This window comes from Mesorhizobium sp. M6A.T.Cr.TU.017.01.1.1, from assembly GCF_004023115.1.
Lineage (GTDB): Bacteria > Pseudomonadota > Alphaproteobacteria > Rhizobiales > Rhizobiaceae > Mesorhizobium > Mesorhizobium mediterraneum.
In genome coordinates, this window is record NZ_RZTA01000036.1 from 1 (window position 1) to 22,204 (window position 22,204).

A 22,204-nucleotide genomic window follows, 5' to 3' on the forward strand; every position below is an offset into this window, starting at 1 on the left:
GTGTCGAGCACGAAGTTGAAGCGTTCGGCCAGACCGGAAAGCAGGAAGTACAGGCTCGGAAAACAGTCGGCGGCAACCAGCAGGCGCTTTCCCGCCAGCCGCTCGGACGGCAAGGCGCCGATCAGGCTGTAGAGCGCCGAAGTGACGTTCTCGGCAGTGGTCAGTGTTCCTTGTGGCGCGTCGATCAGCGAGCCCCAGGCATCGATGAAGCGCTGCCGCGCGGCGAGGGCCGCCGGCCACTGCCCATCGTCTTCCGCCGACCAGATGCCCGAGAATTCCGACAGCGCAGCAGCCACGCGCTCCGCCTTGCCGGGAAACGTGCCGATCGAATGGTAGAGAAAATAACCAGACACGACGCTCTTACTCCCTGTGATCATGTGATCACAAAAGGGAACATGGATCAATCGCTGCCCGCAAAGAAATGCGATTCAATACCGAAGATCGGGACGATTTTTCTGGCCACGAGCGGTCGCGGATCGGCACATTCGGGCGCCGATTTGACGTTCGACCCGCAGCCGAGCTTCAGGAGGCTTTGCCGAATCCGGCGAACTCGACCGGCCTGGATTCCGGCACGTCGGGGCAGATCGCACGCAGCGTCTCCTGCGTCGTCTGGATGTCGGCAACCACCTCTTCGCGGGCGCGGGCAAAATCGCGATCCTTCAGCGCTGCGATAATCGCCGTGTGCCGCCCCGACGGCTCCATCGTGCCGGCGCGCATCAAAGGCGCGACATGGTTGGACAGCAGCCGCATATAGGGGCCGAAGCGTAGCCATAGCGTCTCGATCAGCTGGAACAGCACGTCGGAGCCTGAGGCACGGTAGATGGTGAAGTGGAATTGCTGGTTCTTGGCGATCAGCTCGTAGACGCTGCCATTGCGCCCGATCGCCTGCTGGTCGGCGGTGATCTTCTCCAATGTGGCTATGTCGGAAGCGGTCAGACGCGATGCCCCGAGTTCGGCAGCCAGCCCTTCGACGGCGACGCGCGCCCGGCAGAGATCGTCGAGCCGTGCGCGGGTGACGACCGGCACGCAGGCCGAGCCATTCTGCGATATCTCCAGCGCGTTCTCGGCGGCGAGCCGGCGCAAGGCCTCGCGCACCGGCATGTTCGAGGTACCGAAGGCTTCGGCTAGCGAGGCAATGGTCAGCACCTGGGCCGGGTCGAAGCTGCCGACCATCAAGGCATGCCGAAGCTGCTGGTAGACGCCGTCCTGGACGGTCACGCGTCCCGATACAGGTTCAAATCCCAGAGCCACGGTTTTTGGTTTCCTTGGGTTTCGACAGAAGCTATGTGCAAGCGGCACGCTGTAATCGCCCAGCCTGAAGCAGGGACGTGATCATCTGATCACAAAAACGGTGTCTAGCCAAGCGTCAGGCCGTCAACGCCGATGCTTCGATGCGCTTCGCCACCGAAGGAATTGCTTCCCCTGCAATGTTCGTGGAAACCGAGTTGATCTGCCTTGCCGGCATCAATCTGGGATCACTGCTGTCGCCTGGATCTCCACCTTGGCGCGATCCTCGACCAGCGCCATCACCTGCATGGCGGCCATGGCCGGAAAATGCCGCCCGATGACCTCGCGATAGGCCTCGCCGATGCCCCTGAGGTTGGCCAGATACTCGGCCTTGTCGATAAAGTACCAGGTCATCGAGGTGATATGCTCAGGCTTGGCGCCAGCTTCGGCGAGCACGGCGACGATGTTGGCAAGCGTCTGGCGCACCTGGCCGACAAAATCATCGGTTTCGAATTGGCCTTGCCCGGTCCAGCCGACCTGGCCGCCGATGAAGATCATCTGCCCGCGCGCGGCGACGCCATTGGCGTACCCAACAGGTTTCGCCCAGCCTTCCGGCTGCAGGATGGTGTGCATATCAAGCCTCCCGATACTCAAATCCGGTCGCAATGTTCAAAATCAAACCAGTCTAATTCGCAATTATCCGTCCCAGCTCGGCCTCAGACCGCTCCCATCACTTGCCTGGCTATGACCACCTTCTGCACGTCGGACGCGCCCTCATAGATGCGCAGCGCGCGAATCTCGCGATACAGGCTTTCGATGATGTGGCCCTTGCGGACGCCATCGCCGCCATGCAGCTGCACGGCCTTGTCGATCACCTCTTGCGCCTTGTCGGTGGCGAACAGCTTGGCCATCGCCGCTTCGCGGGTGACACGGGTGGCGCCCATGTCCTTGGTCCAGGCGGCGCGGTAGACCAGCAAGGCGGCGGCATCGACATCCAGCGCCATGTCGGCGATGTGGCCCTGCACCATCTGCAACTCGGCCATCGCAGCGCCGAACAGTCTGCGCTCGGCCACTCTTTTGATGCTTTCGTCCAGCGCGCGCCGGGCAAAGCCGAGTGCCGCCGCTCCGACCGTCGAGCGGAACACGTCGAGCACCGACATGGCGATGCGGAAACCGTCGCCTGGCTTGCCGATCAATGCCGAGGCCGGAACGCGGACGCTGTCGAAGGACAGGCGCGCCAGCGGATGCGGCGCGATCACCTCCAGCCGTTCGGCGATGGTCAGGCCCTTGATGTCTGCAGGCACGATGAACGCCGAAAGTCCCTTGGCGCCGGGCGCTTCGCCGGTGCGGGCGAAAACGACGTAGAGATCGGCAATGCCGCCATTGGAGATCCAGGTCTTTTCACCTGACAGCACATAGTCGTCGCCGTCGCGCGCCGCCGTCATCTCCATATTGGCGACATCCGATCCGGAGCGCGGCTCCGACAGCGCGAAGGCGGAAATCGCTTCGCCGGCGCGGGTCTTCGCCAGCCAGCGCTGCTGCTCCGGCGTGCCGAACAGGCTGAGTGCGCCCGTGCCAAGCCCTTGCATGGCGAAGGCGAAATCGGCCAGCCCGTCATGCCGGGCCAGCGTCTCGCGCGTCAGGCATAGCGTGCGCACATCGAGCGGTCCCGGATTGTCCACATCGAGCGCTGTCGGCTTCAGCCAGCCGTCGTTGCCGAGCTTCGCCACCAGCTCGCGGCAGGCGGCATCGACATCGTGGTGCGCGACCGGCAGGTTCTTCGCGCACCACGCGTCCAGCCGCTCGGCCAGCTCGCGGTGTCGGTTCTCGAAGAACGGCCAATTGAGGAAGGACCGGTCAGGCATTTCTGCCTCCACTGTGCTTCGGGCCTTGCACTCCACGGCGCCCCCCTCTGTCCTGCCAGCGTATCCATTTTGATTAAAGAAAACATCCTCAATTGCCCTCGAACACCGGCCTCTGCTTGCCAACAAAAGCCTCATACGCCCGCTTGAAATCGCCGGTCTGCATGCAGATCGCCTGCGCCTGCGCTTCCGCTTCGATCGCCTGGTCGAGACCCATCGACCACTCCTGGTTCAACTGCGTCTTGGTAATGCCGTGGGCGAAGGTCGGGCCGGAGGCGATGCGCGCGGCCATGTCGAGTGCTTCGGCCTCAAGCGCTGCGGCATCGACCAGCCGATTGAAGAAACCCCAGCGCTCGCCTTCCTCAGCATTCATCGTGCGGCCGGTGTAGAGCAGCTCTGCGGCGCGGCCTTGGCCGATGATGCGCGGCAGGATCGCGCAGGCGCCCATGTCGCAGCCGGCAAGACCGACGCGGGTGAACAGGAACGCCGTCTTGGCTTCCGGCGTGGCGATGCGGATATCGGACGCCATGGCGATGATGGCGCCGGCGCCCACCGCCACGCCGTCGACCGCCGCAATGATCGGCTTCCCGCAATTCAGCATCGCCTTGACGAAATCGCCGGTCATTCGGGTGAAGGCGAGCAACTCCTTCATGTCCATCTTGACCAGCGGGCCGATGATGTCGTGAACATCGCCGCCGGAGCAGAAATTGCCGCCATTGGGCAGGAACACCACCGCATCGACATCCTCGGCATAGACAAGGTCGCGAAAAATATCGCGCAGCTCGGCATAGCTTTCGAAGGTCAGCGGGTTCTTGCGCTCCGGCCGGTCGAGCCGGATTTTTGCGACCTTGCCTTCGACCTGCCAGAGGAAATGCTTCGGCTTGCGGCCGGCCATTTTTGTCATTCCCGTCCCTCCCAATTGCTGCGGAAGGAATTCAGCATGCCGGTTAGCCGGCGCGCCTCGTCCTCGCTCACATTGCCGAGCAGCTCGCCGATCCAGCTCTCATGTGCGGCGGCGATCACGGCGAAAGCCTTCGATCCTTCCTCCGTCAGCCGCACCATCGAGGTGCGGCGGTCGCCATTGCGTCGGGCGCGGGCGACCAGCCCTTCCGAAACCAGACGGTCGACGATACCAGTCACATTGCCGTTGGACACCAGCAGGAAGCGCGACAGGTCGCTCATCAGCATGCCTTCCGGCACGCGGTAGAGTGCGGCCATCACGTCGAAGCGCGGCAGCGTCGTGTTGAACTCCTGCCGCAGGCGCTCGCGCAATTCGGCCTCGATGCTGCGTGAGGCGCGCAACAGCCGCACCCACAGGCGCAGGCGGTCCTTGCCGGGTCCGGACGGCGCGGGCAGGGGACCGGCTACCATGTCTCGCCTCCCGAGATCGAGATCGTCTGGCCGGTGATCGATTGGGCCGCATCGCCGCACAGCCACAGCACCGCGGCTGCAATTTCTTCCGGCTGGATGAAGCGGCCTTGCGGGTTTGTCGAGGCAAGGCTCGTCCTTGCTTCTTCGGCCGAGCGGCCGGTCTTTTCGACGATGCGCTGGATGGATTCCTCGAGCATCTCGGTTTCGATGAAGCCCGGGCAGACGGCGTTGACCGTCACGCCGGATTTGACGGTCTCGACCGCCAGCGCCCGCATCAGGCCGACGACACCATGCTTGGCGGCAACGTAAGCGGCGACATACGGATAGCCCTTTAGCCCGGCCGTCGACGCGACGAATATGACACGGCCTGATTTCCGCGCGGCCATGCCGGCCAGCGCCGGTTTCACCGTCAGGAACGCGCCGGTCAGGTTGACATCGAGCGTGCGCTGCCAGTCCGCGAGCGAGGTCCGCTGTGCCGGGGCGCTGCCGGACATGCCGGCATTGGCGACGACGATATCGGTCGGCCCGCGCGCCGCCTCCGCCTGGCTGTAGAGCGATGCCATCGCCGTTTCGTCGGTGACGTCCGCAGCGATGCCGAAGATGCGTTCATTTCCCCTGGCGACCTCGGCCAGCGCTGCCTCGCGCCGGCCACAGATGGTCACGTTTATCCCCGCGCCGGCCAGCGCCAGCGCGATGGCGCGGCCGACGCCGGAGCCGCCGCCGGTGACCAACGCGTGCTTGCCCGCGATCATGCGGCAATCCTCGAAACATGGCGCTGCCCCTCACCCTTACCCTCTCCCCGTGAAGAACGGGGAGAGGGGGGCGCCAGCGCTGGAGCGTGTCTCTTCTCCCCGTTCTTCACGGGGAGAAGGTGCCGGCAGGCGGATGAGGGGCAGCGCCCATGTGGAAGTAAGGAAGCGCTCATACTTTCAGCCCCGCGGCCGCGTCGCGTTCGGCCAGCCGGTAGATCTGGTCGCGGCCCGGCAGATAGGGATCCGGCCATTTGACGCCGCGGTCGCCGAGCGTGACGGCCGCATGCAACGTCCAGTAGGGGTCAGCGAGATGCGGCCTTGCCATCGCGACGAGATCGGCGCGGCCAGCCATCAGGATCGAATTGACATGGTCCGGCTCATAGATGTTGCCGACCGCCATGGTCGCCATGCCGACCTCGTTGCGGATGCGGTCGGAAAACGGCGTCTGGAACATGCGGCCATACACCGGCCTTGCCTCGGCCGAGGTCTGGCCGGCCGAGACGTCGCAGATGTCGACGCCGGCCTCATGCAGCAGCCGTGCGATCTCGACCGCATCGGCCGGCGTCACGCCTTCGATGCCGACCCAGTCATTGGCCGAGATGCGCATTGAAACAGGTTTTTCATCAGGCCAGGCGGCGCGCACGGCATGGAAGACTTCGAGTGGATATCGCATGCGGTTTTCGAGCGAGCCGCCATAGGCGTCCGTGCGCCGGTTGGTCAGCGGCGTGATGAAGGAGGACAGGAGATAGCCGTGCGCAGCGTGGATTTCGAGCATGTCGAAGCCGCAGCGCGCCGCCATTTCTGCCGAGGCGACGAACTGGTCGCGCACCAGATCCATGTCGGCGCGGTCCATCGCCTTCGGCAGCTGGTTCTCAGGCGACCATGCCACCGCTGATGCCGCCATCACAGGCCAGTTGCCTGATGTCAGTGGCACGTCGGTTCCTTGCCAGCCGAGCCGGGTCGAGCCCTTGGCGCCGGAATGGCCGATCTGCGCGCAGATTTTGGCCTCGGTCTCGGTATGGACGAAATCGACCAGCCGTTTCCAGGCGACCTCATGATCGGGTGCGTAGAACCCGGGGCAGCCAGGCGTGATGCGGCCTTCCGGGCTGACGCAGGTCATCTCGATATAGACGAGGCCGGCGCCGCCCTTCGCCCGTTCGGCATAATGGGCGAAGTGCCAGTCGGTCGGGCAGCCGTCGACGGCCTTGTACTGCGCCATCGGCGAGACGACGATGCGGTTGTGCAGCGTCATGTCGCGCAGCCGGAACGGCGCGAACATCGGCGCGCGACGAAGACTGTTGCCGCCGGCGCCCGCCTGGCGCTGGAACCATTCCTCGGCGCCGGCCAGCCATTCGGCATCGCGCAGCCGCAAATTCTCGTGGCTGATCCGTTGCGAGCGGGTCAGCAGCGAATAGTTGAACTGGACCGGGTCGAGGCCGAGATAGCGCTCGACCTCCTCGAACCATTCGAGCGAATTGCGCGCCGCCGACTGCAGCTTCAGCACTTCGGTGCGGCGGGCGTCTTCATATTTGCGGAACGCCGCTTCGAGGTCGGGCTCGGACTCGACATAGTCGGCCAGCGCCACCGCACTTTCCAGCGCCAGCTTGGTGCCGGAGCCGATCGAGAAATGCGCTGATGCCGCCGCGTCGCCCATCAGCGCCAGATTCTCGTAGGACCAGCGTTCGCACAGCACGCGCGGAAAATTGATCCAGGCCGAACCTCTGATATGGTTGGCGTTGGTCATCAGCGCGTGGCCGCCGAGATGCCTGGCGAAGATCTGTTCGCAGACGGCGATCGATTCCTGCTGAGACATCGCGCCGAAGCCGAAGCGTTGCCAGGTCTGCTCGCTGCATTCGACGATGAAGGTCGCGGTATCGTTGTCGAACTGGTAGGCATGCGCCCACACCCAGCCATGCTCCGTCTTCTCGAAGACGAAGGTGAAGGCGTCGTCGAACTTCTGCTGCGTGCCGAGCCAGACGAACTTGCATTTGCGGGTGTCGATATCTGGCTTGAACACGTCGACGAAAGTGCCCCGCGCCTTCGAATTCAGGCCGTCGGCGGCGACAACCAGATCGTGGCTCTCCATATAGGGCTTGGGGTCGGCGATATCGGTCTCGAAGACCAGCTTGACGCCAAGCTCGCGCGCCCGCCGCTGCAGCAAGGTGAGCAACCGCTTGCGGCCGATGCCGCAGAAGCCGTGGCCGGTCGAGACCGTGCGCACCCCGTCATGAATGACGGCGATGTCGTCCCAATAGGCGAAATGTTTTTTGATCCAGACGGCGCTGACTGGATCGTTCCTAGTCAGGTTGTCGAGCGTTTCGGCCGACAGCACGACGCCCCAGCCGAATGTGTCGTCGGCGCGGTTGCGCTCGAACACCGTCACCTCGTGCGCGGCGTCCCTGAGCTTCATCGAGATGGCAAAGTAGAGGCCGGCTGGTCCGCCTCCGAGAACCGCAACCTTCATGTGTGCGATCTCCTCTTCGCTTTTCTGCGGCTAGTATCGCGCTTGACGCAAATTATTTCAAGCTTGAAGTTTCATAATTGAAACGACTCGCCTCGGATGCCTATGGCGTGCCTGCGGTCAGGCCCGCAAGCACGCGCCTTCCGGATCATTCCTCCGGGCTCTTCGGGCTCCACAGCACCGTCTCCGCGTCCTTTTCATAGGCCATGCCGTTGGGATAGCTGATCGCTTCCAGTTGCAGGCCCCAGGGCGCCTGGAAATAGAGGATGGTCTGGCCGGCAGCCGGCCCTTCGGTAACCGGCAGCGGGCCCATCCGCGTCTTCACGCCCTTTTCATCGAGATAGGCTTTCGCGGCAGCGATATCGTCGACATAGAAGGCGATGTGGAAGCCGCCAATGTCGCTGTTGCGGGCCTGCAGGTCCCTCTGGTCGGGCGCGGTGTATTTGAACAGCTCGATATTCGAGCCGTAGCCGCAGCGGACGAGGGTGATCTCCTCGATCACCGCCTTGGGGTCGACGCCCAGCAGATCCTGCATGAACGTGCCCTTGTCGTCGGCGAACGGGCCGAAGGACATCGCCTTCTTGCAGCCGACGACCTCGGTGAAGAAGTCGACGGCCTGCTTCATGTCGGGCACCGTAACCCCGGTGTGATCGTGCCCGCGCATGCCGGGAATGGTGCCGGCGGAAGCAGTGCCGATGCTGGCCAGGACGGCGGTCGCAAGCGTTGCGTTTCGGATAGCATTCCTCATGTCAGTCATCCTTCTCGCGGGACGTGGGTGGCTTGCCGGGCGCACGTCCCAGGCCCGCTCTTCGACGTGCGAATGAGATTTGCTTCATACCGGCACCTTAGCGGTGGGCAGCAGCCAGCCGTCATCGATCTCGGGCAGCGGAATGGCTGATATCAGGTCGCGCGTGTAGGCCTGCCGCGGGTTCTCGAATAAAGCGTCGGTGGCGCTTGCCTCGACGATCGCGCCTTCGCGCATGACGATCACTTGCCGGCAAAGCCGCCGGATCACCGACAGATCGTGGCTGATGAAGGCGACCGTCAGGCCCATTTCGGCGGCCAGCTTTTCCAGCAACGTCAGGATCTGTGCCTGGGTCGATACGTCGAGACCGGAAACGATCTCGTCGGCCAGCACGAATTTCGGCGACAGCGCGAGCGCCCGGGCAATGCCGACGCGCTGGCGCTGGCCGCCCGACAGTTCGTGACGGTAGCGGCTGGCGAAGCTTTGCGGCAGGCCGACGCGCTGCAATGCCTCCGCGACACGCCCCTTGAGATTGTCGCCAAACCCGTTTTGCCTGAGCGGTGCGGCGATGATGCTGGCAATGGTGCGGCGCGGGTTGAGCGACGACATCGGATCCTGGAAGATCATCTGCAGATTGCGGCGCAGCGGCCTGACCTCGGCCTCCGGCAGATGCGTGATGTCGCGGCCGTCGAAGGTGATGCTGCCGGCGCTGGACTCCAGCAGGCGTACGAGGGCGCGGCCGAGCGTCGACTTGCCCGATCCGGATTCACCGACGATGCCGGTCACCGACCCCTTTGGCAGGTCGAAATCCAGACCTTTCAGGATCTCTACCATCGGCGCCCGGCCGATCAGCGGCTTACGGGTCATATCAGGCAGCGCGACCTTCAGCCCGCGCACGGAAAACAGCGGCTCAGCCATGCGGTCGCCTCCAGGCCTGGTCGGCGGCGGCGATCTCCGCGGCCAGTCCGGCCAATACCGCGTCGTCCACCGGTTTCAGCGAGGCGAACGGGTCGGTGTAGCGCGGTGTCGCCGCCATCAGCGCTCGCGTGTAGGGGTGCTGCGGAGCCGCGAACAGCGCCGCCGTCTCGGCCTCCTCCACCACCTTGCCGGCATAGAGCACCGAGACTTTCTGGCTGATCTTGGCGACGACGCCGAGATCATGGGTGACGAACAGGATCGCCGTGCCGTGCTCGCGCTGCAATTGCGCAATCAGCCGCAGGATCTGCTTCTGCACGGTCACGTCCAGCGCCGTGGTCGGCTCGTCGGCGACGATCAACCGAGGCTCGGCGGCGAATGCGGCGGCGATCAGCACGCGCTGGCGCATGCCGCCGGAAAGCTCGTGCGGATAGCATTTGAGGACGCGGTCCGGGTCGCGGATCTGCACCTCGTCGAGCAACTGGCGGATGCGGGTGTCGGCTCGCTGCCCGCTCCAGCCGAGGATGCGCACCAGGCGGTCGGTCATCTGCGGGCCGATGCGGCGCGACGGGTTGAGCGCGGTCAGCGGGTCTTGTGGGATCAGTGCGGTGCGGGCGCCGATCAGCGTGCGCCTCGCCTTTGGCTGAAGCCGGCCGAGATCTTCGCCTTCGAGCAGCATATCGCCTTCGACGATGCGCACGCTCAGTGGCAGAACGCCGAGCACCGCCTTACCGATCATCGTCTTGCCGGCGCCGCTCTCGCCGACCAGCGCGCGAACCTCGCCAGGTTGGACGGAGAGCGACACCGAGCGCAGCACGCGCTGCCCATTCGCCAGCACGGCGCTCAGGCTGCGGATATCGAGGCAAACGCTCGCGCTCATCGCAGCACCGGATCGAAGCGTGCCTTCAGGCCTTCGCCGAACTGGCTGAACGACAGCACCGTCAGGATCAGCGTGACCAGCGGGAACACCAGCACCCACCAGGCCTGATGGATCGACAGGCGGCCCTCGGCGATGATGCCGCCCCAGGTCGGATCGTCGGTCGAGATCGACAGATTGACGAAGGACAGGATCGCCTCGACGATGACGGCGATGCCCATTTCCAGTGACAGCAGCGCGACGATCGACGGCACCACATTGGGCAGCACTTCGCGCAGCATGATACCGATGCGGCCGTAGCCGGCGATGCGGGCGTTCTCGACATAATCCATGCGCGCCTGGCCCATGGTCTCGGCGCGGATCACCCGGCAGAAGCGCGTCCAGTCGATGACCGCGATGGCGATGATGACCGAGCTCAGGCCGGTGCCGAGCACGGCGACCAGCAGGATGGCGAACAGCACCGGCGGAAACGCCATCCAGACGTCGACGATGCGCGAGATGATGCGGTCGGCCCAGCCGCCGAAATAGCCGGCGACAAGCCCGAGCGTCGAGCCGACCAGGCAGGCGGCCAAGGCCGCCGCGAAGGCGACTATGAAGGCGATGCGAGCGCCGAAGATCAGCCGTGACAGGAGATCGCGGCCGAGGCTGTCGGTGCCGAGCCAGAAGCCGGGCTCCGCGCCACTCATCCAGAAGGGCGGCAGGCGTTCGAACATCAGGTCCTGCGCCAGCGGGTCCTGCGGCGCGACCAGCGGCGCGAAGATCGCCGCCAGCAGCGCCAGCAGCAGCCAGCCGCCGGCCAGCCACAGCCTTGCGCCCGAGCCATGTCTGGAGATGCGGCCGTCATCCATGGCGCAGCCTCGGATTGAGCAGTGCGTACATCATGTCGACAGTGAGGTTGATCAGCACGAACAGCAGGGCGAAGACCAGCACGATGCCTTGGATCAGTGGCAGGTCGCGGTTGATTACGGCGTCGATCGCCATGTTGCCGAGACCCTCATAGGAAAACAGCCGTTCGACGATGACCGTGCCGCCGATCAGAAAGGTGAACTGCACGCCGACCAAAGTCAGCGTCGGCAGGGCGGCATTCTTCAGCGCCTCGCGCAAAATGACCTGCGTTTCCGAAAAGCCCTTCACTCGGGCCAGCACGACGTAGTCGAGATCGAGCACTTCCTTCAGCGACTGCTTCAGCAGCTGCGAGATGATCGCGGCCAGCGGCAACGCCAGGGCCACGGCCGGCATCAGCATGTGCCCGAGCAGGTCCTTGGTCAGGTCGAAGCGCAGCCGCGCAATGCTTTCGAACAGATAGAACTGGGTGACGAAGGGCAGGTCGAGCTGCGGCGAAACCCGGCCGGAAATGTCGAACACCGGCACCAGCACGCCGAACAAAAGGATCAGCACCAGCCCCCACAGGAAATCGGGAATGGAAAGCGCTGCACCGCTGGCGATGTCGATGCCGGCCTCGACTGCGGTGCCGCGTTCCCGCGCGCCAAGGATCGCCGTCGTGCCGCCGATCGCCAGCGCCATCAAAAGAGCGACGATAGCGAGCTCCAGTGTCGCCGGTAGCCGGTTGAAAACCAGCCCCAGCACGTCTTGCCTAAGCGAGATCGAGGTGCCGAAATCGCCTCTGACAACGCCGGACAGCCAGATGAAGAACTGCTCGACGATGGTCTTGTCGAGCCCATAGAGCGCACGCAACCGGGCGATGTCGGCATCGGTGGCGCCGGGCGGCAGCATCATCGCGATCGGGTCGCCGGGCGCGACGCGAATGACGACGAAAACCACGACGGCGACGCCGAACAGCGTGATCGCCATCGTCAGAAGACGGATCAGGAATCTTTGCAGCAGCATGGTCGCCCGTATGCCTGCGGAAAGGGCGCGCCATCGACGGCGATGGCGCGCTTGGACGCTATGCCGATCTCACGCCGGGGTCATCAGCGCCGGCAGCAGCGCGCCGGATATATGCTGCACGACATTGACGCCCTTGGCATGCACGATCGGCTGCGCATACTGGATCAGTGGCAGCACATAGGCCTGCTCGGCGATGTACTTGTCGACAGCCTTCCAGCCGCCGATGCGCTTGGCCTCGTCCTTCTCGCCCCATAGCGGGTTGATCATGTCGATCAGATCCTGGCTGTCCCACACCGAATGCGGGCTCGGGCCATAGGTGGCAAAGCCGGTCGACGTCGTCGGATCGCCAATGGCGTTGCCCCAATTGTAGAAGGCGGCCGGCGCCAGCTTGTCGGCGGCGCGCAGTTCGTAGTGCTTGGCGATCTCGTAGACCTCGATCGTCGCTTCGATGCCGACTTTGCGCCACATGCCGACGATCGCCTGGATCATCTCGTAGTCTTTAGGCTTGAAGCCTTTGGTCGTCTGTATCGAGAATTTGACCGGCTTTTCCGGCGAATAGCCGGATGCGGCCAGCAATTCCTTGGCTTTTTCCGGATTGTGCTCGACCTTGATCGACGCATCGTAGGCGGCGTATTCCGGTGTTTCCAGCGTGTCGATCGGCTGGCCGTAGCCGCGCAGCAGGCGGTCGACCAGCAGCTTCTTGTCGACCGCCATGACGGCAGCCTGGCGGACGTTCTTGTCCAGCATCACGTCGATGTCGTTGAAGAAGATCATGCCGATGTCGGAAACATTCTTGCACGAGCCGGCAAGCCCGTCCTTGGCGATCAGGCGGTCATATTCCTCATAGGGGATTTCGAGCGTCACCTGCGAGGAACCGGACTCGATTTCGGCAACGCGGCTCGCCGCATCGGTGACGAACTTGATCGTCACATTCTCAAAGGCCGGCTTGCCGCCCCAGTAATTCGGATTGGCCTTCAGCCGCAGGAAGGCGTTGCGCTCGAATTTGTCGACCATGTAGGGGCCGGTGCCGATCGGGGCTTTCTCGAAGCCCTCGGCGCCGACCTTCTCGTAATAGGCCTTCGGCATGATGTAGCCGGTCAGGAACGACATCCATTTGAAATACACCGGGTCGAACTGCACGACGTCCCCGGTGATCTTGTTGCCGTCGATCTTGAAGTTGTTGACGTTCTTCCAGACGAACTGGATCGGATTGCCGGTCTTTTCGTCGCCCGCCCGTTGCAGCGACCAGACCACGTCCTCGGCCGTGAACGGCGAGCCGTCATGCCAGGTGACGCCGTCGCGCACCGTCATCATGATCTTGGTGCGGTCGTCGTTCCAGCCCCATTCGGTAAGCAGGCCCGGCGCGAAGGACAGGTCCGGCTTCTGCGGAATGAACTGGTCGAACACCGACTGGTAGAGCCCCTGGATCGTCGGGTTGACCGCCGAAGGCCCGGTGGTCGGGTCCCAGGAAGGCAGGTTGACGTTGTAGGCGATGGTCAGTTCGCCGGCCGCCTTGGCTGTCTGCGGCAGGCCCAAAGCGGTCGCACCAAGCGCTGCTGCGCCATATCCGAGCAATTCTCGTCTGTTGATTGTCATGGTCGTTCCCCTGTTGGTTTTCTGTGCGCGTCGTCGTTGTCGTTCAGTGGGTTCAGGCTCCTTGGGCAACCGCGCATTGCCTCTCCTTCACCCGCAAGTGTTTTGGATTCTACCTCCCGCCAAGCTGTTGAGCGAGCATATAGCCCGAGGCCGCACCGGTGCCGGCACCCGGCCATGTTGCAGCCCCTGTGAGATGCAAATTCCCGACTGGCGTGTTCCAGCCGGCATAACCGCGCGCCGGGCGGAACAGAAAATTCTGCGCCAAATGGTGGCTGCCGCAGATCTGGTCGCCGCCGACGAGGTTGGGGTTCTCGCGTTCGAGGTCGAGCGGCGAGAACACGGCGCGGCCTAGGATTTTCCGGCGAAGACCTGGCGCATAGGTCTCGATGATGTCGAGAACGCGCTCGGCGTAGCGTTCCTTGACGTTGTCCCAGTGAGCCGGCGCGATCTTGCCCGCCGCATCGCCTGACATTTCGGCGGGCAGCATGCGCACCTGCACCCACAGCACATGCTTGCCTTCCGGCGCCCGCGACGGATCGACCGCAGTCGGCTGGCCGACGACGAGAACCGGCTCGTCCGGCAGCATGCCCGACATTGCCTGCTGATAGGTCCGCGACATGGCGTCGAGCGACGGCGACAGATGCACATAGGCGAATTGCCGAAGCTCGGCGCCGGCGCGCCAGTCCGGCAGATCGTCTAGCGCCAGATGGATCATCATCGTGCCCGGCGCATGGCGGAACTTTTGCATCGCCGTGTCGAAGCCGGCGTCGCCGGAACCATCAGCCAGCAGTCTGCCGGGCAACGCCCCTGGTGCAACCCCGGCGACGACAGCCTTGGTGGCGGTATGGGTCTCGCCGGAAGCGAGCCGCACGCCGGTCGCCTTGCCGGCGGAGACCGTGATCTCGGCCACCTCAGCCCCGGTGATAATCTGGCCGCCGGCAGCGGTTACCATGCCCGACAGGGCGCGGATGATGGTGTCGGCACCGCCCTTGCCGAGCACCATGCCGAAGCACTGGTTGGCCATGGACTCAAGGTATGGGAACACCGCGCCGCCGGCTACGTCGGGGGCGAAATCGAGATGCATGCCCCAGGCGGCGAGCGTCGCCCTGACATGCGGGGTCTCGAAATTCTCCTCGAGCCACGCGCGCGGCGACGACAGCAGCAGGCGACCGGTGTCGAGCGTGCCGGCAAAGCCCTTCCTGCGCCACAGGTTCCATGCAGTGCCGGCCAGCGCCCGCCCGCTCATCGGCGCTCCTAGCAGCCGGAACAGATGCTCGGCCTCCGCCGGGAAGGCGTCAACCAGCCGGCGCCAGGTGGCGGCGTCGGCTTGCGAAAATCCGGCGATGCGCGACGCGGTCTTCTCCAGGTCGTGGCTGACACCGAACCAGCGTCCGTCGGGAAAGGCGCTGGCAAAGCAGTCGGCGACCGGCGCAAATTCCAGCCCGTGTTTTTTCAATTCATTTGCATATTTCTTGTGAAAGGCCGAGCCGGCGAACAGGCTCAGATTCATCGCGCCGAAATCGTGCCGGAAGCCGGGAAGCGTGAATTCGCGGGTCTGGACGGCGCCGCCGATTGTTGCGCTGCGCTCGAAAATCGCGGTTTTCCAACCTTTCAACGCCAGATGCGCTGCGCATGCCAGACTGTTGTGGCCCGCCCCGACGAAAATGGCGTCAAACTCGCTCACACCCCACCCAACCCATTTCCTTTATGCTTAAAGATAATTGCAGATGCATATGTTTTCGTCTAGTAGGATATTAAGGGCCGCAACGAGCCTTCAGAGCCATCCAAGAAGAGGGAACAGAGACCATGGACACGCAAAAACTCCTCGGCGAGGTCGCCGGCCAGCTTCTTTCAGGCGCCATCCAGGTGGTCGACTTGACGGCCCCGCTTGGGCCGAACACGCCGCTGATCAAGCTGCCGCCGGAACTCGCCGTCGATACGCCGAAGGTCGAGATCCACGCCATCTCCGCCTATGACAAGAACGGACCGTGGTGGGCCTGGAACTGGCTGAAGCTCGGCGAGCACTCGGGCACGCATTTCGACGCGCCGCAGCACTGGATCACCGGCAAAGATTATCCGGACGGCGCCACCGACACCATTCCGGCGCAGAACTTCGTCGGGCCGGTCAATGTCATCGACTGCTCCAGCCAAGCCGCTGCCGATCACGACTTCCTGCTCACCGTCGACCACATCAAGGCGTGGGAAGCCGAGCACGGCACGATCAATGCCGGCGAATGGGTGGTGATGCGCACCGACTGGTACAAGCGCAACGGCTCGGAAGCCGAATTCCTCAACGCCGACGAGACCGGACCGCACACGCCAGGACCGACGGCCGAGGCCATCCAGTACCTGATCAGCAAGGACATCAAGGGCTGGGGCAGCGAGACCATCGGCACGGATGCCGGCAAAGCAGGGGGAATGGAGCCGCCATTCCCAGCGCACAGCCTGATGCACAAGGCCAACCGCTACGGGCTCGCCAGCCTCTGCAACCTCGACCGGCTGCCGCCAAAAGGCGCGATCCTGATCGCGGCACCGCTCAAGATCGAGCACGGCACCGGCAGCCCGATCCGCGCACTGGCGCTGGTGCCGAGACAATAGGACGAGGTGGCGGTCTTCGGGAGAAGATCATGGTCGCAGGTAACGCCGTAGTGACGATTTGGGAGCGGCAGCCTTGTAACGCTGCGGCTCTACGGCGCCCCCCTCTGTCCTGCCGGCGGAGAGCAATCGTCGATGAACGCGCCCGATCACATCATCGTCGGCAGCGGCATCAACGCGCTGGTCTGCGCGGCGATGCTTGGCGGCAAGGGGGCGAAGGTGCTGGTGCTCGAGCGCAACGACCGCATCGGCGGTTGCATGCGCACCGAGGAGATCACCGCGCCCGGCTTCATCCACGACGTGATGGCCACGACCTTCGTCCTGTTCATCACCTCGCCGGCCTATGCGGCGCTGGGCAAGGATCTGGCGCGGCACGGCCTGGAATTCTGCAACACCGGCACGCCGACCGGCGTGCTGCGCCCGGACGGCAGCCATGCCATCCTGCGCACCGACCGCCCCGCCAATGTCGCGGGGATGAATACGATGACGGCAGGTGACGGCGACCGGCACGGCAGCGATGTCGGCGAGATCGAGCGCAATGCCGGTCTGCTGTTCGGCCTGCTTGGCGGCAGCCTGTGGTCCTACCCCACGGCAAAGCTGCTGGCGGGCGAAGCCTGGCGGCGCGGGCCGCGTGGGCTTGCCGCCTTTCTTGGCGAAGCGCTGGTGCCGGCGCGCGGCTGGCTCGAAAGATCCTACCAATCCGAAACCACCCGCGCGCTGTGGGCGCCCTGGGTGTTGCATGCCGGCCTTGGGCCTGAAGACGCGTTCTCCGGCCAGATCGCCAGGGTAATCGCCTTCGCGCTCGAAGCGGCCGGGGCGCCAATCGTCAAGGGCGGCGCGAAGAACCTGCTGTCCGCGTTCGAAGCGCTAATCAAGGAGCGCGGCGGCGTGATCCGGACTGGCGGGGACGTCGCCTCGATCGTCCAGAGCGGAGGCCGAGCCACCGGCGTGCGGCTGGCTTCGGGCGAAACGGTCACCGCGAAGAAGAGCGTCATCTGTTCGGTCACGCCGACCCAGCTCTACGAGCGGCTGCTCGGCGACGCAGCGCCGAAAGCCGACGTCGAAGCGACGCAAAAATACCGCTACGGCAAGGGCAATTTCCAGATCCACTATGCCTTGGACAAACCACCCGCATGGCGCGGCGACGGCTTGGACAAGGTCGCGCTGCTGCATCTGACCCCCGGGCTCGACGGTGTATCGAAAGCCTGCAACGAGGCCACGCGCGGCATGCTGCCGGAGGTTCCGACCATCTGCGTCGGCCAACCGCATGCGCTCGATCCTTCGCGCTGTCCGGACGGAAAGGCGATCCTGTGGCTGCAACTGCCCGAGGCCCCACGCCATATCAAGGGCGATGCCGCCGGCAAGCTGCCGACGCCGGCCGACGGCCGCTGGACCGAGGCATTGCGCGAAGCCTACGCGGACCGTGCCGAAGCGATCCTCGCCAGCCATATCGCCGGGTTCAAGGACAGCGTGATTGCACGCCGCGCTTATTCGCCGGCCGATCTGGAAACAATGAACATCAATCTGGTCGGCGGCGATCCCTATGGCGGCTCCTCGGCCATCGATCAATCGTTCTTGTGGCGGCCGTTCAAGACGAGCCGCAATCACGCCACCGGGGTCAAGGGCCTCTACCATATCGGCGCCTCGACCCACCCCGGCGCGGGACTTGGCGGCGGTTCCGGCTTCCTGCTGGCGGGAAGGCTGTGATGGAACAGAAAGTTGAAAAGCGCCAGCGCATCTCGACACTGGGCCAGATCGGCCTGCAGCAGTTCGCGCCCTATCTGATGAACCGCATCATGGGCCGCTACAACGCCACCTTGCGCGACGATTTCCGCAAGCAGGGCCTGACCATCCCACAGGTGCGGACGCTGGCCGTGCTGTCGGTCACCGACGGCGTCACCGTCAACGACCTCTCGGTCTATACGGTCATCGAACAATCCACGTTGAGCCGGACGCTCGACACGCTGGAAGGGCAAGGGTTTGTGCGGCGCGAGCAGGGGGTAACCGACAGCCGTATCCGCCATGTGTTCCTGACCGACGAGGGTCGCGCCGAGTTCACCCGCGCCTGGCCGGCCATGCATGACGCGTTCGAGGCCATGTTCGACGACGTCGACGATGCCGAATATGCGGCGCTGATCGCGACGCTGCAAAAGATGCTGAAGAATATTCGCAAGCACGACATTTGATCTTACGCGCTGCCGGATGCCGGCGGTAACGGAAGGAGCCAAAAAATGGCCGAACGGTCTTTTGCTAAGGAAGTCGAAAAGCTCAGGCTCGGCGCCGGCGAGGAGTTTTCCGGCGAAGGTATTCTCGCCATCACCAAGGCGCTGCTGCAATGCGGCGTCGGCTATGTCGGCGGCTACCAGGGCGCGCCGATCAGCCATCTGATGGACGTGCTCGCCGACGCGCAGGACATTCTTGGCGAGCTCGGTGTGCATTTCGAGGCCAGCGCCTCGGAAGCGACCGCCACCGCCATGCTGGCGGCATCGGTGCATTATCCGATCCGCGGTGCGGCCACGTTCAAGTCGACCGTCGGCACCAATGTCGCGTCGGACGCGCTGGCCAACCTCGCCTCGGGCGGCGTCACCGGCGGCGCGCTGATCATCGTCGGCGAGGATTACGGCGAAGGCTCCTCGATCATGCAGGAGCGCAGCCATGCCTTCGCCATGAAGAGCCAGGTCTGGCTGCTCGATCCCCGGCCGAATCTGCCGTCGATCGTCAAGGCGGTGGAGGACGGCTTCGAACTGTCGGAGATTTCCAACACGCCTGTCATGCTGCAGGTACGCATCCGCTGCTGTCATGTCCATGGCCATTTCATCGCCAAGGACAACAAGCGGCCGGCGATGACGGTGGCCGATGCGCTCGACGCGCCGCGCCGTGACACCGGCCGCATCGTGCTGCCGCCAGCCTCCTTCCTGCACGAGAAGGAAAAGGTGCAAAAACGCTGGCCGGCGGCGGTCGATTTCATCCGCGAGAACAAGATCAACGAGTTCTTCGGTCCGGAGCACGGCTCGGTCGGCATCGTCATGCAGGGCGGCATGTATAATTCGGTCATCCGGGCGCTGCAGCGCCTCGGCCTCGCCGACACTTATGGCGACACAGACGTGCCGCTCTATGTGCTGAATGCCGTCTATCCCTTGGTCGATGACGAGTTCCTGTCCTTCTGCGAGGGCAAGGACGCCGTGCTCGTCGTCGAGGAAGGCCAGCCCAACTATATCGAGCAGGCCTTTGCCGCGATGCTGCACAAGGCCGGGCGCGGCACGAATCTCGTCGGCAAGGAGCATCTGCCGATGGCCGGCGAATACACCGGCCAGGTCTTGCTCGACGGCATCGGATCGTTCCTGCGCGCCACCATCCCGCATTTGCTGCCGGGCGAGGTTCGCGCGCCGAACAAGATCGGCGACGGGCTCGACACCGCCGACCTGATCAACGTCGTCCCCGGCCGTCCGCCCGGCTTCTGCGTCGGCTGTCCGGAACGGCCGATCTTCGCCGCCACCAAGCTGGTCGAGCAGGAGCTCGGCAAGCACCACATCGCCTCCGACATCGGCTGCCATCTGTTCTCGATCATGCCGCCGTTCGAGCTCGGCGCCACGACCATGGGATATGGGCTGGGGCCGGCCTCGGCCTCGGCGTTCAATTCGCCCGATGCCAAGCGCCGCTCGATCTCCTTCGTCGGCGATGGCGGCTTCTGGCACAACGGCCTGACCTCGTCGATCGGCAATGCGGTGTTCAACAAGAATGACGGCGTTATCGTCATCGTCGACAATTTCTATTCGGCCGCGACGGGAGGGCAGGATATTCTTTCATCCCGCGCCGGCAACAAGACGAAGTCGACAAAGCATCCGATCACCGAGGCGGTGAAAGGCATGGGCGTCAAATGGCTGCGCCACATCGACCGCACATATGACGTGACCAAGATGCAGGACACGCTGCGCGAGGCGCTGACGACGGATGAGAAGGGCCCAAAAGTCATTGTCGCCTCGTCCGAATGCATGCTCAATCGGCAGCGCCGCGAAAAGCCGCTGGTCGACAAGGCGATCAAGGGCGGGACAAGGATCGTCAAGCCGAAATTCGGCGTCGACGAGGACATCTGCACCGGCGACCATGCCTGCATGCGGCTTTCCGGCTGCCCGTCGCTTTCGGTGAAGTCGCTGGACGATCCGCTGCGTGACGATCCGGTGGCGCATATCGACCAGAGCTGCGTCGGCTGCGGCAATTGCGGCGAGGTCGCCGATGCGGCGGTGCTGTGCCCATCCTTCTACCGCGCCGACGTGGTGCACAATCCGAGCCGCTGGGACCGTTTCCTGGAAGCCGCACGTCGCGCCACGATCGGCCTCTTGCAGCGGCGCCGTGAAAGCCGGCGCCTGACATTCGCCGATGCTTGACGCCGTCCCCTCATCGCGCTCGAAAGCCGGCGCTCCCGAAGACGAGCGCGTCATCAAGCTAGCCGTGCTGGCGGTCGGCGGCCAGGGCGGTGGCGTGCTCGCCGACTGGATCACCGACGTCGCCGAGCGCAATGGCTATGTCGCGCAGTCCACTTCGGTCGCCGGCGTCGCCCAGCGCACCGGGGCCACCATCTACTATGTCGAAATGTGTCGCGACACCGGCCGGCTGCCGGTCTTCGCGCTGTCGCCCTCGCAGGGCGACGTCGACATCCTGATCGCCGCCGAACTGATGGAAGCCGGCCGCGCCATCATCCGTGGCTTCGTCACGCCCGAGCGCACGACGCTGATCGCCTCGTCGCACCGCATCGCCGCTGTATCGGAAAAGATCGAGCCCGGCGACGGCCGGGCATCGTCGCCAAAGGTGCATGCGACAGCGGAAGCCGCGGCCAAGCGCTTCATCGCCTTCGACATGGAGAAGATCGCCGCCGACAATGGCTCGATGATCTCGGCCAGCCTGCTCGGCGCACTGGCGGGGTCCGATGCCTTGCCGTTCACCCGCGAGAGCTATGAGCAGGCGGTCAGTGCCGGCGGCCGCGGCGTCAAGGCCAGCCTCGCCGCTTTTGGCGCCGCCTTTGATCGCGCCCGCGGCATTACGAACGCGCCACCTCTGGGCGACAAGATCGCAGAGCCGAAAGCTGCCGAAATCGGCTCGGGCGCGGCGGCAAAGGTGAGCGGCCCGGAAAGCCTGCTGAAGGGCTGGCAGGATCTTGCGGCGCGCGTCGACGCGCTGCCGCTTCCCCTGCACGACATGGCGTTTCGCGGTCTGAAAAAGGTCGTCGACTATCAGGACATCGCCTATGGCGGCGAGTATCTCGACCGGCTAGACCGGGCGGTCGTCCTGGACAATGCCGACCACGACTACGCGCTGTCGATCGCTGCGGCAAAGCATCTGGCCAACGCCATGTGCTACGACGACATGATCCGCGTCGCTGACCTGAAGACGCGCTCGACTCGCGACAAGCGCGTGCGCCGCGAGGTCGGCGTCAAGGACGGCTCGATCCTCCAGGTGACCGAATATTTCCATCCGCGCATCGAGGAGTTCTGCGGCACGCTGCCGGCCGGGCTCGGCAGCTACATTGAGGCGCGGCCGAAGCTGGCCGCCTTTCTCGACCGCCGTATCAATCGCGGCCGCCGCATCCGCACCGACAGCTTCGCCGGCTTTGCCGCCCTCTGGTTCATCGGCGGCATGCGCCGCTGGCGTCGCCGCCTGCTGCGCCACAAGGTCGAGACCGCGCATCTCGAGCGCTGGTACGCGCTGGCGCTCGGCCATGTCCCGGAAGACTACGCGCTTGCCGTCGAGATCCTCAACTGCCGCCGGCTGATCAAGGGCTACAGCGACACCCATGTCCGCGCGCAGTCGAAATTCGACCGGGTGCTGTCGGCGCTCGACTTGGTCAAGGGCCGCGCGGATGCTGCCGACTGGATCCGGCGCCTGCGCGAAGCCGCGCTGAAGGACGAGAAGGGCGATATGCTCGATGGTGCGCTGAAGACCGTGGCGTCGCTGCAGTAG

The 22,204-nt window shown here is 64.5% G+C and carries 19 protein-coding genes and 1 pseudogene; 5 read left to right on the plus strand and 15 right to left on the minus strand.

The annotated features are described in order from the left end of the window. From EOB36_RS13960 to EOB36_RS14030, 15 genes and pseudogenes are all read right to left on the minus strand, one after another. Positions 1 to 353, minus strand: a pseudogene (locus tag EOB36_RS13960) (aminotransferase); the annotation flags it as partial. A gap of 169 nt (positions 354 to 522) precedes the next feature. After that, complete coding sequence (locus tag EOB36_RS13965; RefSeq protein ID WP_128285066.1) at positions 523 to 1,251, minus strand: GntR family transcriptional regulator; 729 nt, start codon at positions 1,249 to 1,251, stop codon at positions 523 to 525. Positions 1,252 to 1,464: 213 nt separating this feature from the next. Next, positions 1,465 to 1,860: a RidA family protein gene (locus tag EOB36_RS13970; RefSeq protein ID WP_128285067.1), complete on the minus strand. Its 396-nt coding sequence runs from the start codon at positions 1,858 to 1,860 to the stop codon at positions 1,465 to 1,467. Between the two features lie 83 nt (positions 1,861 to 1,943). Beyond that, a complete protein-coding gene (locus EOB36_RS13975) occupies positions 1,944 to 3,092 on the minus strand; it encodes an acyl-CoA dehydrogenase family protein (protein WP_128285068.1) in 1,149 nt (382 codons plus the stop codon). Positions 3,093 to 3,180: 88 nt separating this feature from the next. After that, a complete protein-coding gene (locus EOB36_RS13980; protein ID WP_128285069.1) occupies positions 3,181 to 3,993 on the minus strand; it encodes an enoyl-CoA hydratase family protein in 813 nt (270 codons plus the stop codon). Continuing rightward, a complete protein-coding gene (locus EOB36_RS13985) occupies positions 3,990 to 4,460 on the minus strand; it encodes a MarR family transcriptional regulator (protein ID WP_095487734.1) in 471 nt (156 codons plus the stop codon). The genes EOB36_RS13980 and EOB36_RS13985 overlap by 4 nt, the downstream gene beginning before the upstream one ends. Continuing rightward, the gene (locus EOB36_RS13990; RefSeq protein ID WP_128285070.1) at positions 4,454 to 5,212 is read right to left on the minus strand and encodes an SDR family NAD(P)-dependent oxidoreductase; all 759 of its coding nucleotides are present in this window, start codon (positions 5,210 to 5,212) and stop codon (positions 4,454 to 4,456) included. Before EOB36_RS13990 ends, EOB36_RS13985 begins: the two co-directional genes overlap by 7 nt. A 169-nt stretch (positions 5,213 to 5,381) precedes the next feature. After that, the gene (locus tag EOB36_RS13995; RefSeq protein WP_128285071.1) at positions 5,382 to 7,676 is read right to left on the minus strand and encodes a bifunctional salicylyl-CoA 5-hydroxylase/oxidoreductase; all 2,295 of its coding nucleotides are present in this window, start codon (positions 7,674 to 7,676) and stop codon (positions 5,382 to 5,384) included. A 145-nt stretch (positions 7,677 to 7,821) separates the two neighbouring features. Then, on the minus strand, positions 7,822 to 8,421 hold the full coding sequence (locus EOB36_RS14000; RefSeq protein ID WP_128285072.1) for a VOC family protein: 600 nt from the start codon (positions 8,419 to 8,421) through the stop codon (positions 7,822 to 7,824). Between the two features lie 84 nt (positions 8,422 to 8,505). Then, complete coding sequence (locus tag EOB36_RS14005) at positions 8,506 to 9,336, minus strand: ATP-binding cassette domain-containing protein (RefSeq protein ID WP_128285073.1); 831 nt, start codon at positions 9,334 to 9,336, stop codon at positions 8,506 to 8,508. Continuing rightward, positions 9,329 to 10,213, minus strand: a complete 885-nt coding sequence (locus tag EOB36_RS14010; RefSeq protein WP_128285074.1) for an ABC transporter ATP-binding protein — start codon at positions 10,211 to 10,213, stop codon at positions 9,329 to 9,331. Before EOB36_RS14010 ends, EOB36_RS14005 begins: the two co-directional genes overlap by 8 nt. Beyond that, positions 10,210 to 11,058, minus strand: coding sequence for an ABC transporter permease (locus tag EOB36_RS14015; RefSeq protein WP_095487744.1), 849 nt, complete (start codon positions 11,056 to 11,058; stop codon positions 10,210 to 10,212). Before EOB36_RS14015 ends, EOB36_RS14010 begins: the two co-directional genes overlap by 4 nt. Next, a complete protein-coding gene (locus EOB36_RS14020) occupies positions 11,051 to 12,058 on the minus strand; it encodes an ABC transporter permease (protein WP_127290171.1) in 1,008 nt (335 codons plus the stop codon). Before EOB36_RS14020 ends, EOB36_RS14015 begins: the two co-directional genes overlap by 8 nt. 69 nt (positions 12,059 to 12,127) lie before the next feature. Next, on the minus strand, positions 12,128 to 13,654 hold the full coding sequence (locus tag EOB36_RS14025) for an ABC transporter substrate-binding protein (RefSeq protein WP_128285075.1): 1,527 nt from the start codon (positions 13,652 to 13,654) through the stop codon (positions 12,128 to 12,130). Between the two features lie 109 nt (positions 13,655 to 13,763). Further along, positions 13,764 to 15,338, minus strand: coding sequence for an NAD(P)/FAD-dependent oxidoreductase (locus tag EOB36_RS14030; RefSeq protein WP_128285076.1), 1,575 nt, complete (start codon positions 15,336 to 15,338; stop codon positions 13,764 to 13,766). Between the two features lie 122 nt (positions 15,339 to 15,460). Here EOB36_RS14030 and EOB36_RS14035 point away from each other — a divergent pair, with 122 nt between their 5' ends. From EOB36_RS14035 to EOB36_RS14055, 5 genes are all read left to right on the plus strand, one after another. Beyond that, positions 15,461 to 16,252, plus strand: a complete 792-nt coding sequence (locus tag EOB36_RS14035) for a cyclase family protein (protein WP_128285077.1) — start codon at positions 15,461 to 15,463, stop codon at positions 16,250 to 16,252. A 132-nt stretch (positions 16,253 to 16,384) separates the two neighbouring features. After that, positions 16,385 to 17,956, plus strand: a complete 1,572-nt coding sequence (locus EOB36_RS14040; protein ID WP_128285078.1) for an NAD(P)/FAD-dependent oxidoreductase — start codon at positions 16,385 to 16,387, stop codon at positions 17,954 to 17,956. Beyond that, positions 17,956 to 18,435 carry a MarR family transcriptional regulator gene (locus tag EOB36_RS14045; RefSeq protein WP_126037474.1) on the plus strand — a complete coding sequence of 160 codons (480 nt, stop codon included), beginning with the start codon at positions 17,956 to 17,958 and terminating at the stop codon, positions 18,433 to 18,435. Before EOB36_RS14040 ends, EOB36_RS14045 begins: the two co-directional genes overlap by 1 nt. A 45-nt stretch (positions 18,436 to 18,480) precedes the next feature. Next, positions 18,481 to 20,634 (plus strand): indolepyruvate ferredoxin oxidoreductase subunit alpha, encoded by a 2,154-nt coding sequence (locus EOB36_RS14050; protein WP_128285079.1) that lies wholly within the window; start codon positions 18,481 to 18,483, stop codon positions 20,632 to 20,634. Continuing rightward, entirely contained in the window at positions 20,627 to 22,204 is a 1,578-nt protein-coding gene (locus EOB36_RS14055) for an indolepyruvate oxidoreductase subunit beta family protein (RefSeq protein WP_128285080.1), read from the plus strand. Before EOB36_RS14050 ends, EOB36_RS14055 begins: the two co-directional genes overlap by 8 nt.

What these genes read in the sequence shown, in the direction of transcription:
- EOB36_RS14015 (WP_095487744.1), bottom strand. Translation starts at nt 11,058, where the DNA reads ATGGATGACGGCCGCATCTCCAGACATGGCTCGGGCGCAAGGCTGTGG.
- EOB36_RS14020 (WP_127290171.1), bottom strand. Translation starts at nt 12,058, where the DNA reads ATGCTGCTGCAAAGATTCCTGATCCGTCTTCTGACGATGGCGATCACG.
- EOB36_RS13975 (WP_128285068.1), bottom strand. Translation starts at nt 3,092, where the DNA reads ATGCCTGACCGGTCCTTCCTCAATTGGCCGTTCTTCGAGAACCGACAC.
- EOB36_RS14000 (WP_128285072.1), bottom strand. Translation starts at nt 8,421, where the DNA reads ATGAGGAATGCTATCCGAAACGCAACGCTTGCGACCGCCGTCCTGGCC.
- EOB36_RS14050 (WP_128285079.1), top strand. Translation starts at nt 18,481, where the DNA reads ATGGCCGAACGGTCTTTTGCTAAGGAAGTCGAAAAGCTCAGGCTCGGC.
- EOB36_RS13970 (WP_128285067.1), bottom strand. Translation starts at nt 1,860, where the DNA reads ATGCACACCATCCTGCAGCCGGAAGGCTGGGCGAAACCTGTTGGGTAC.
- EOB36_RS13995 (WP_128285071.1), bottom strand. Translation starts at nt 7,676, where the DNA reads ATGAAGGTTGCGGTTCTCGGAGGCGGACCAGCCGGCCTCTACTTTGCC.
- EOB36_RS13985 (WP_095487734.1), bottom strand. Translation starts at nt 4,460, where the DNA reads ATGGTAGCCGGTCCCCTGCCCGCGCCGTCCGGACCCGGCAAGGACCGC.
- EOB36_RS14045 (WP_126037474.1), top strand. Translation starts at nt 17,956, where the DNA reads ATGGAACAGAAAGTTGAAAAGCGCCAGCGCATCTCGACACTGGGCCAG.
- EOB36_RS13990 (WP_128285070.1), bottom strand. Translation starts at nt 5,212, where the DNA reads ATGATCGCGGGCAAGCACGCGTTGGTCACCGGCGGCGGCTCCGGCGTC.
- EOB36_RS14010 (WP_128285074.1), bottom strand. Translation starts at nt 10,213, where the DNA reads ATGAGCGCGAGCGTTTGCCTCGATATCCGCAGCCTGAGCGCCGTGCTG.
- EOB36_RS14005 (WP_128285073.1), bottom strand. Translation starts at nt 9,336, where the DNA reads ATGGCTGAGCCGCTGTTTTCCGTGCGCGGGCTGAAGGTCGCGCTGCCT.
- EOB36_RS13980 (WP_128285069.1), bottom strand. Translation starts at nt 3,993, where the DNA reads ATGACAAAAATGGCCGGCCGCAAGCCGAAGCATTTCCTCTGGCAGGTC.
- EOB36_RS14025 (WP_128285075.1), bottom strand. Translation starts at nt 13,654, where the DNA reads ATGACAATCAACAGACGAGAATTGCTCGGATATGGCGCAGCAGCGCTT.
- EOB36_RS14035 (WP_128285077.1), top strand. Translation starts at nt 15,461, where the DNA reads ATGGACACGCAAAAACTCCTCGGCGAGGTCGCCGGCCAGCTTCTTTCA.
- EOB36_RS14055 (WP_128285080.1), top strand. Translation starts at nt 20,627, where the DNA reads ATGCTTGACGCCGTCCCCTCATCGCGCTCGAAAGCCGGCGCTCCCGAA.
- EOB36_RS14040 (WP_128285078.1), top strand. Translation starts at nt 16,385, where the DNA reads ATGAACGCGCCCGATCACATCATCGTCGGCAGCGGCATCAACGCGCTG.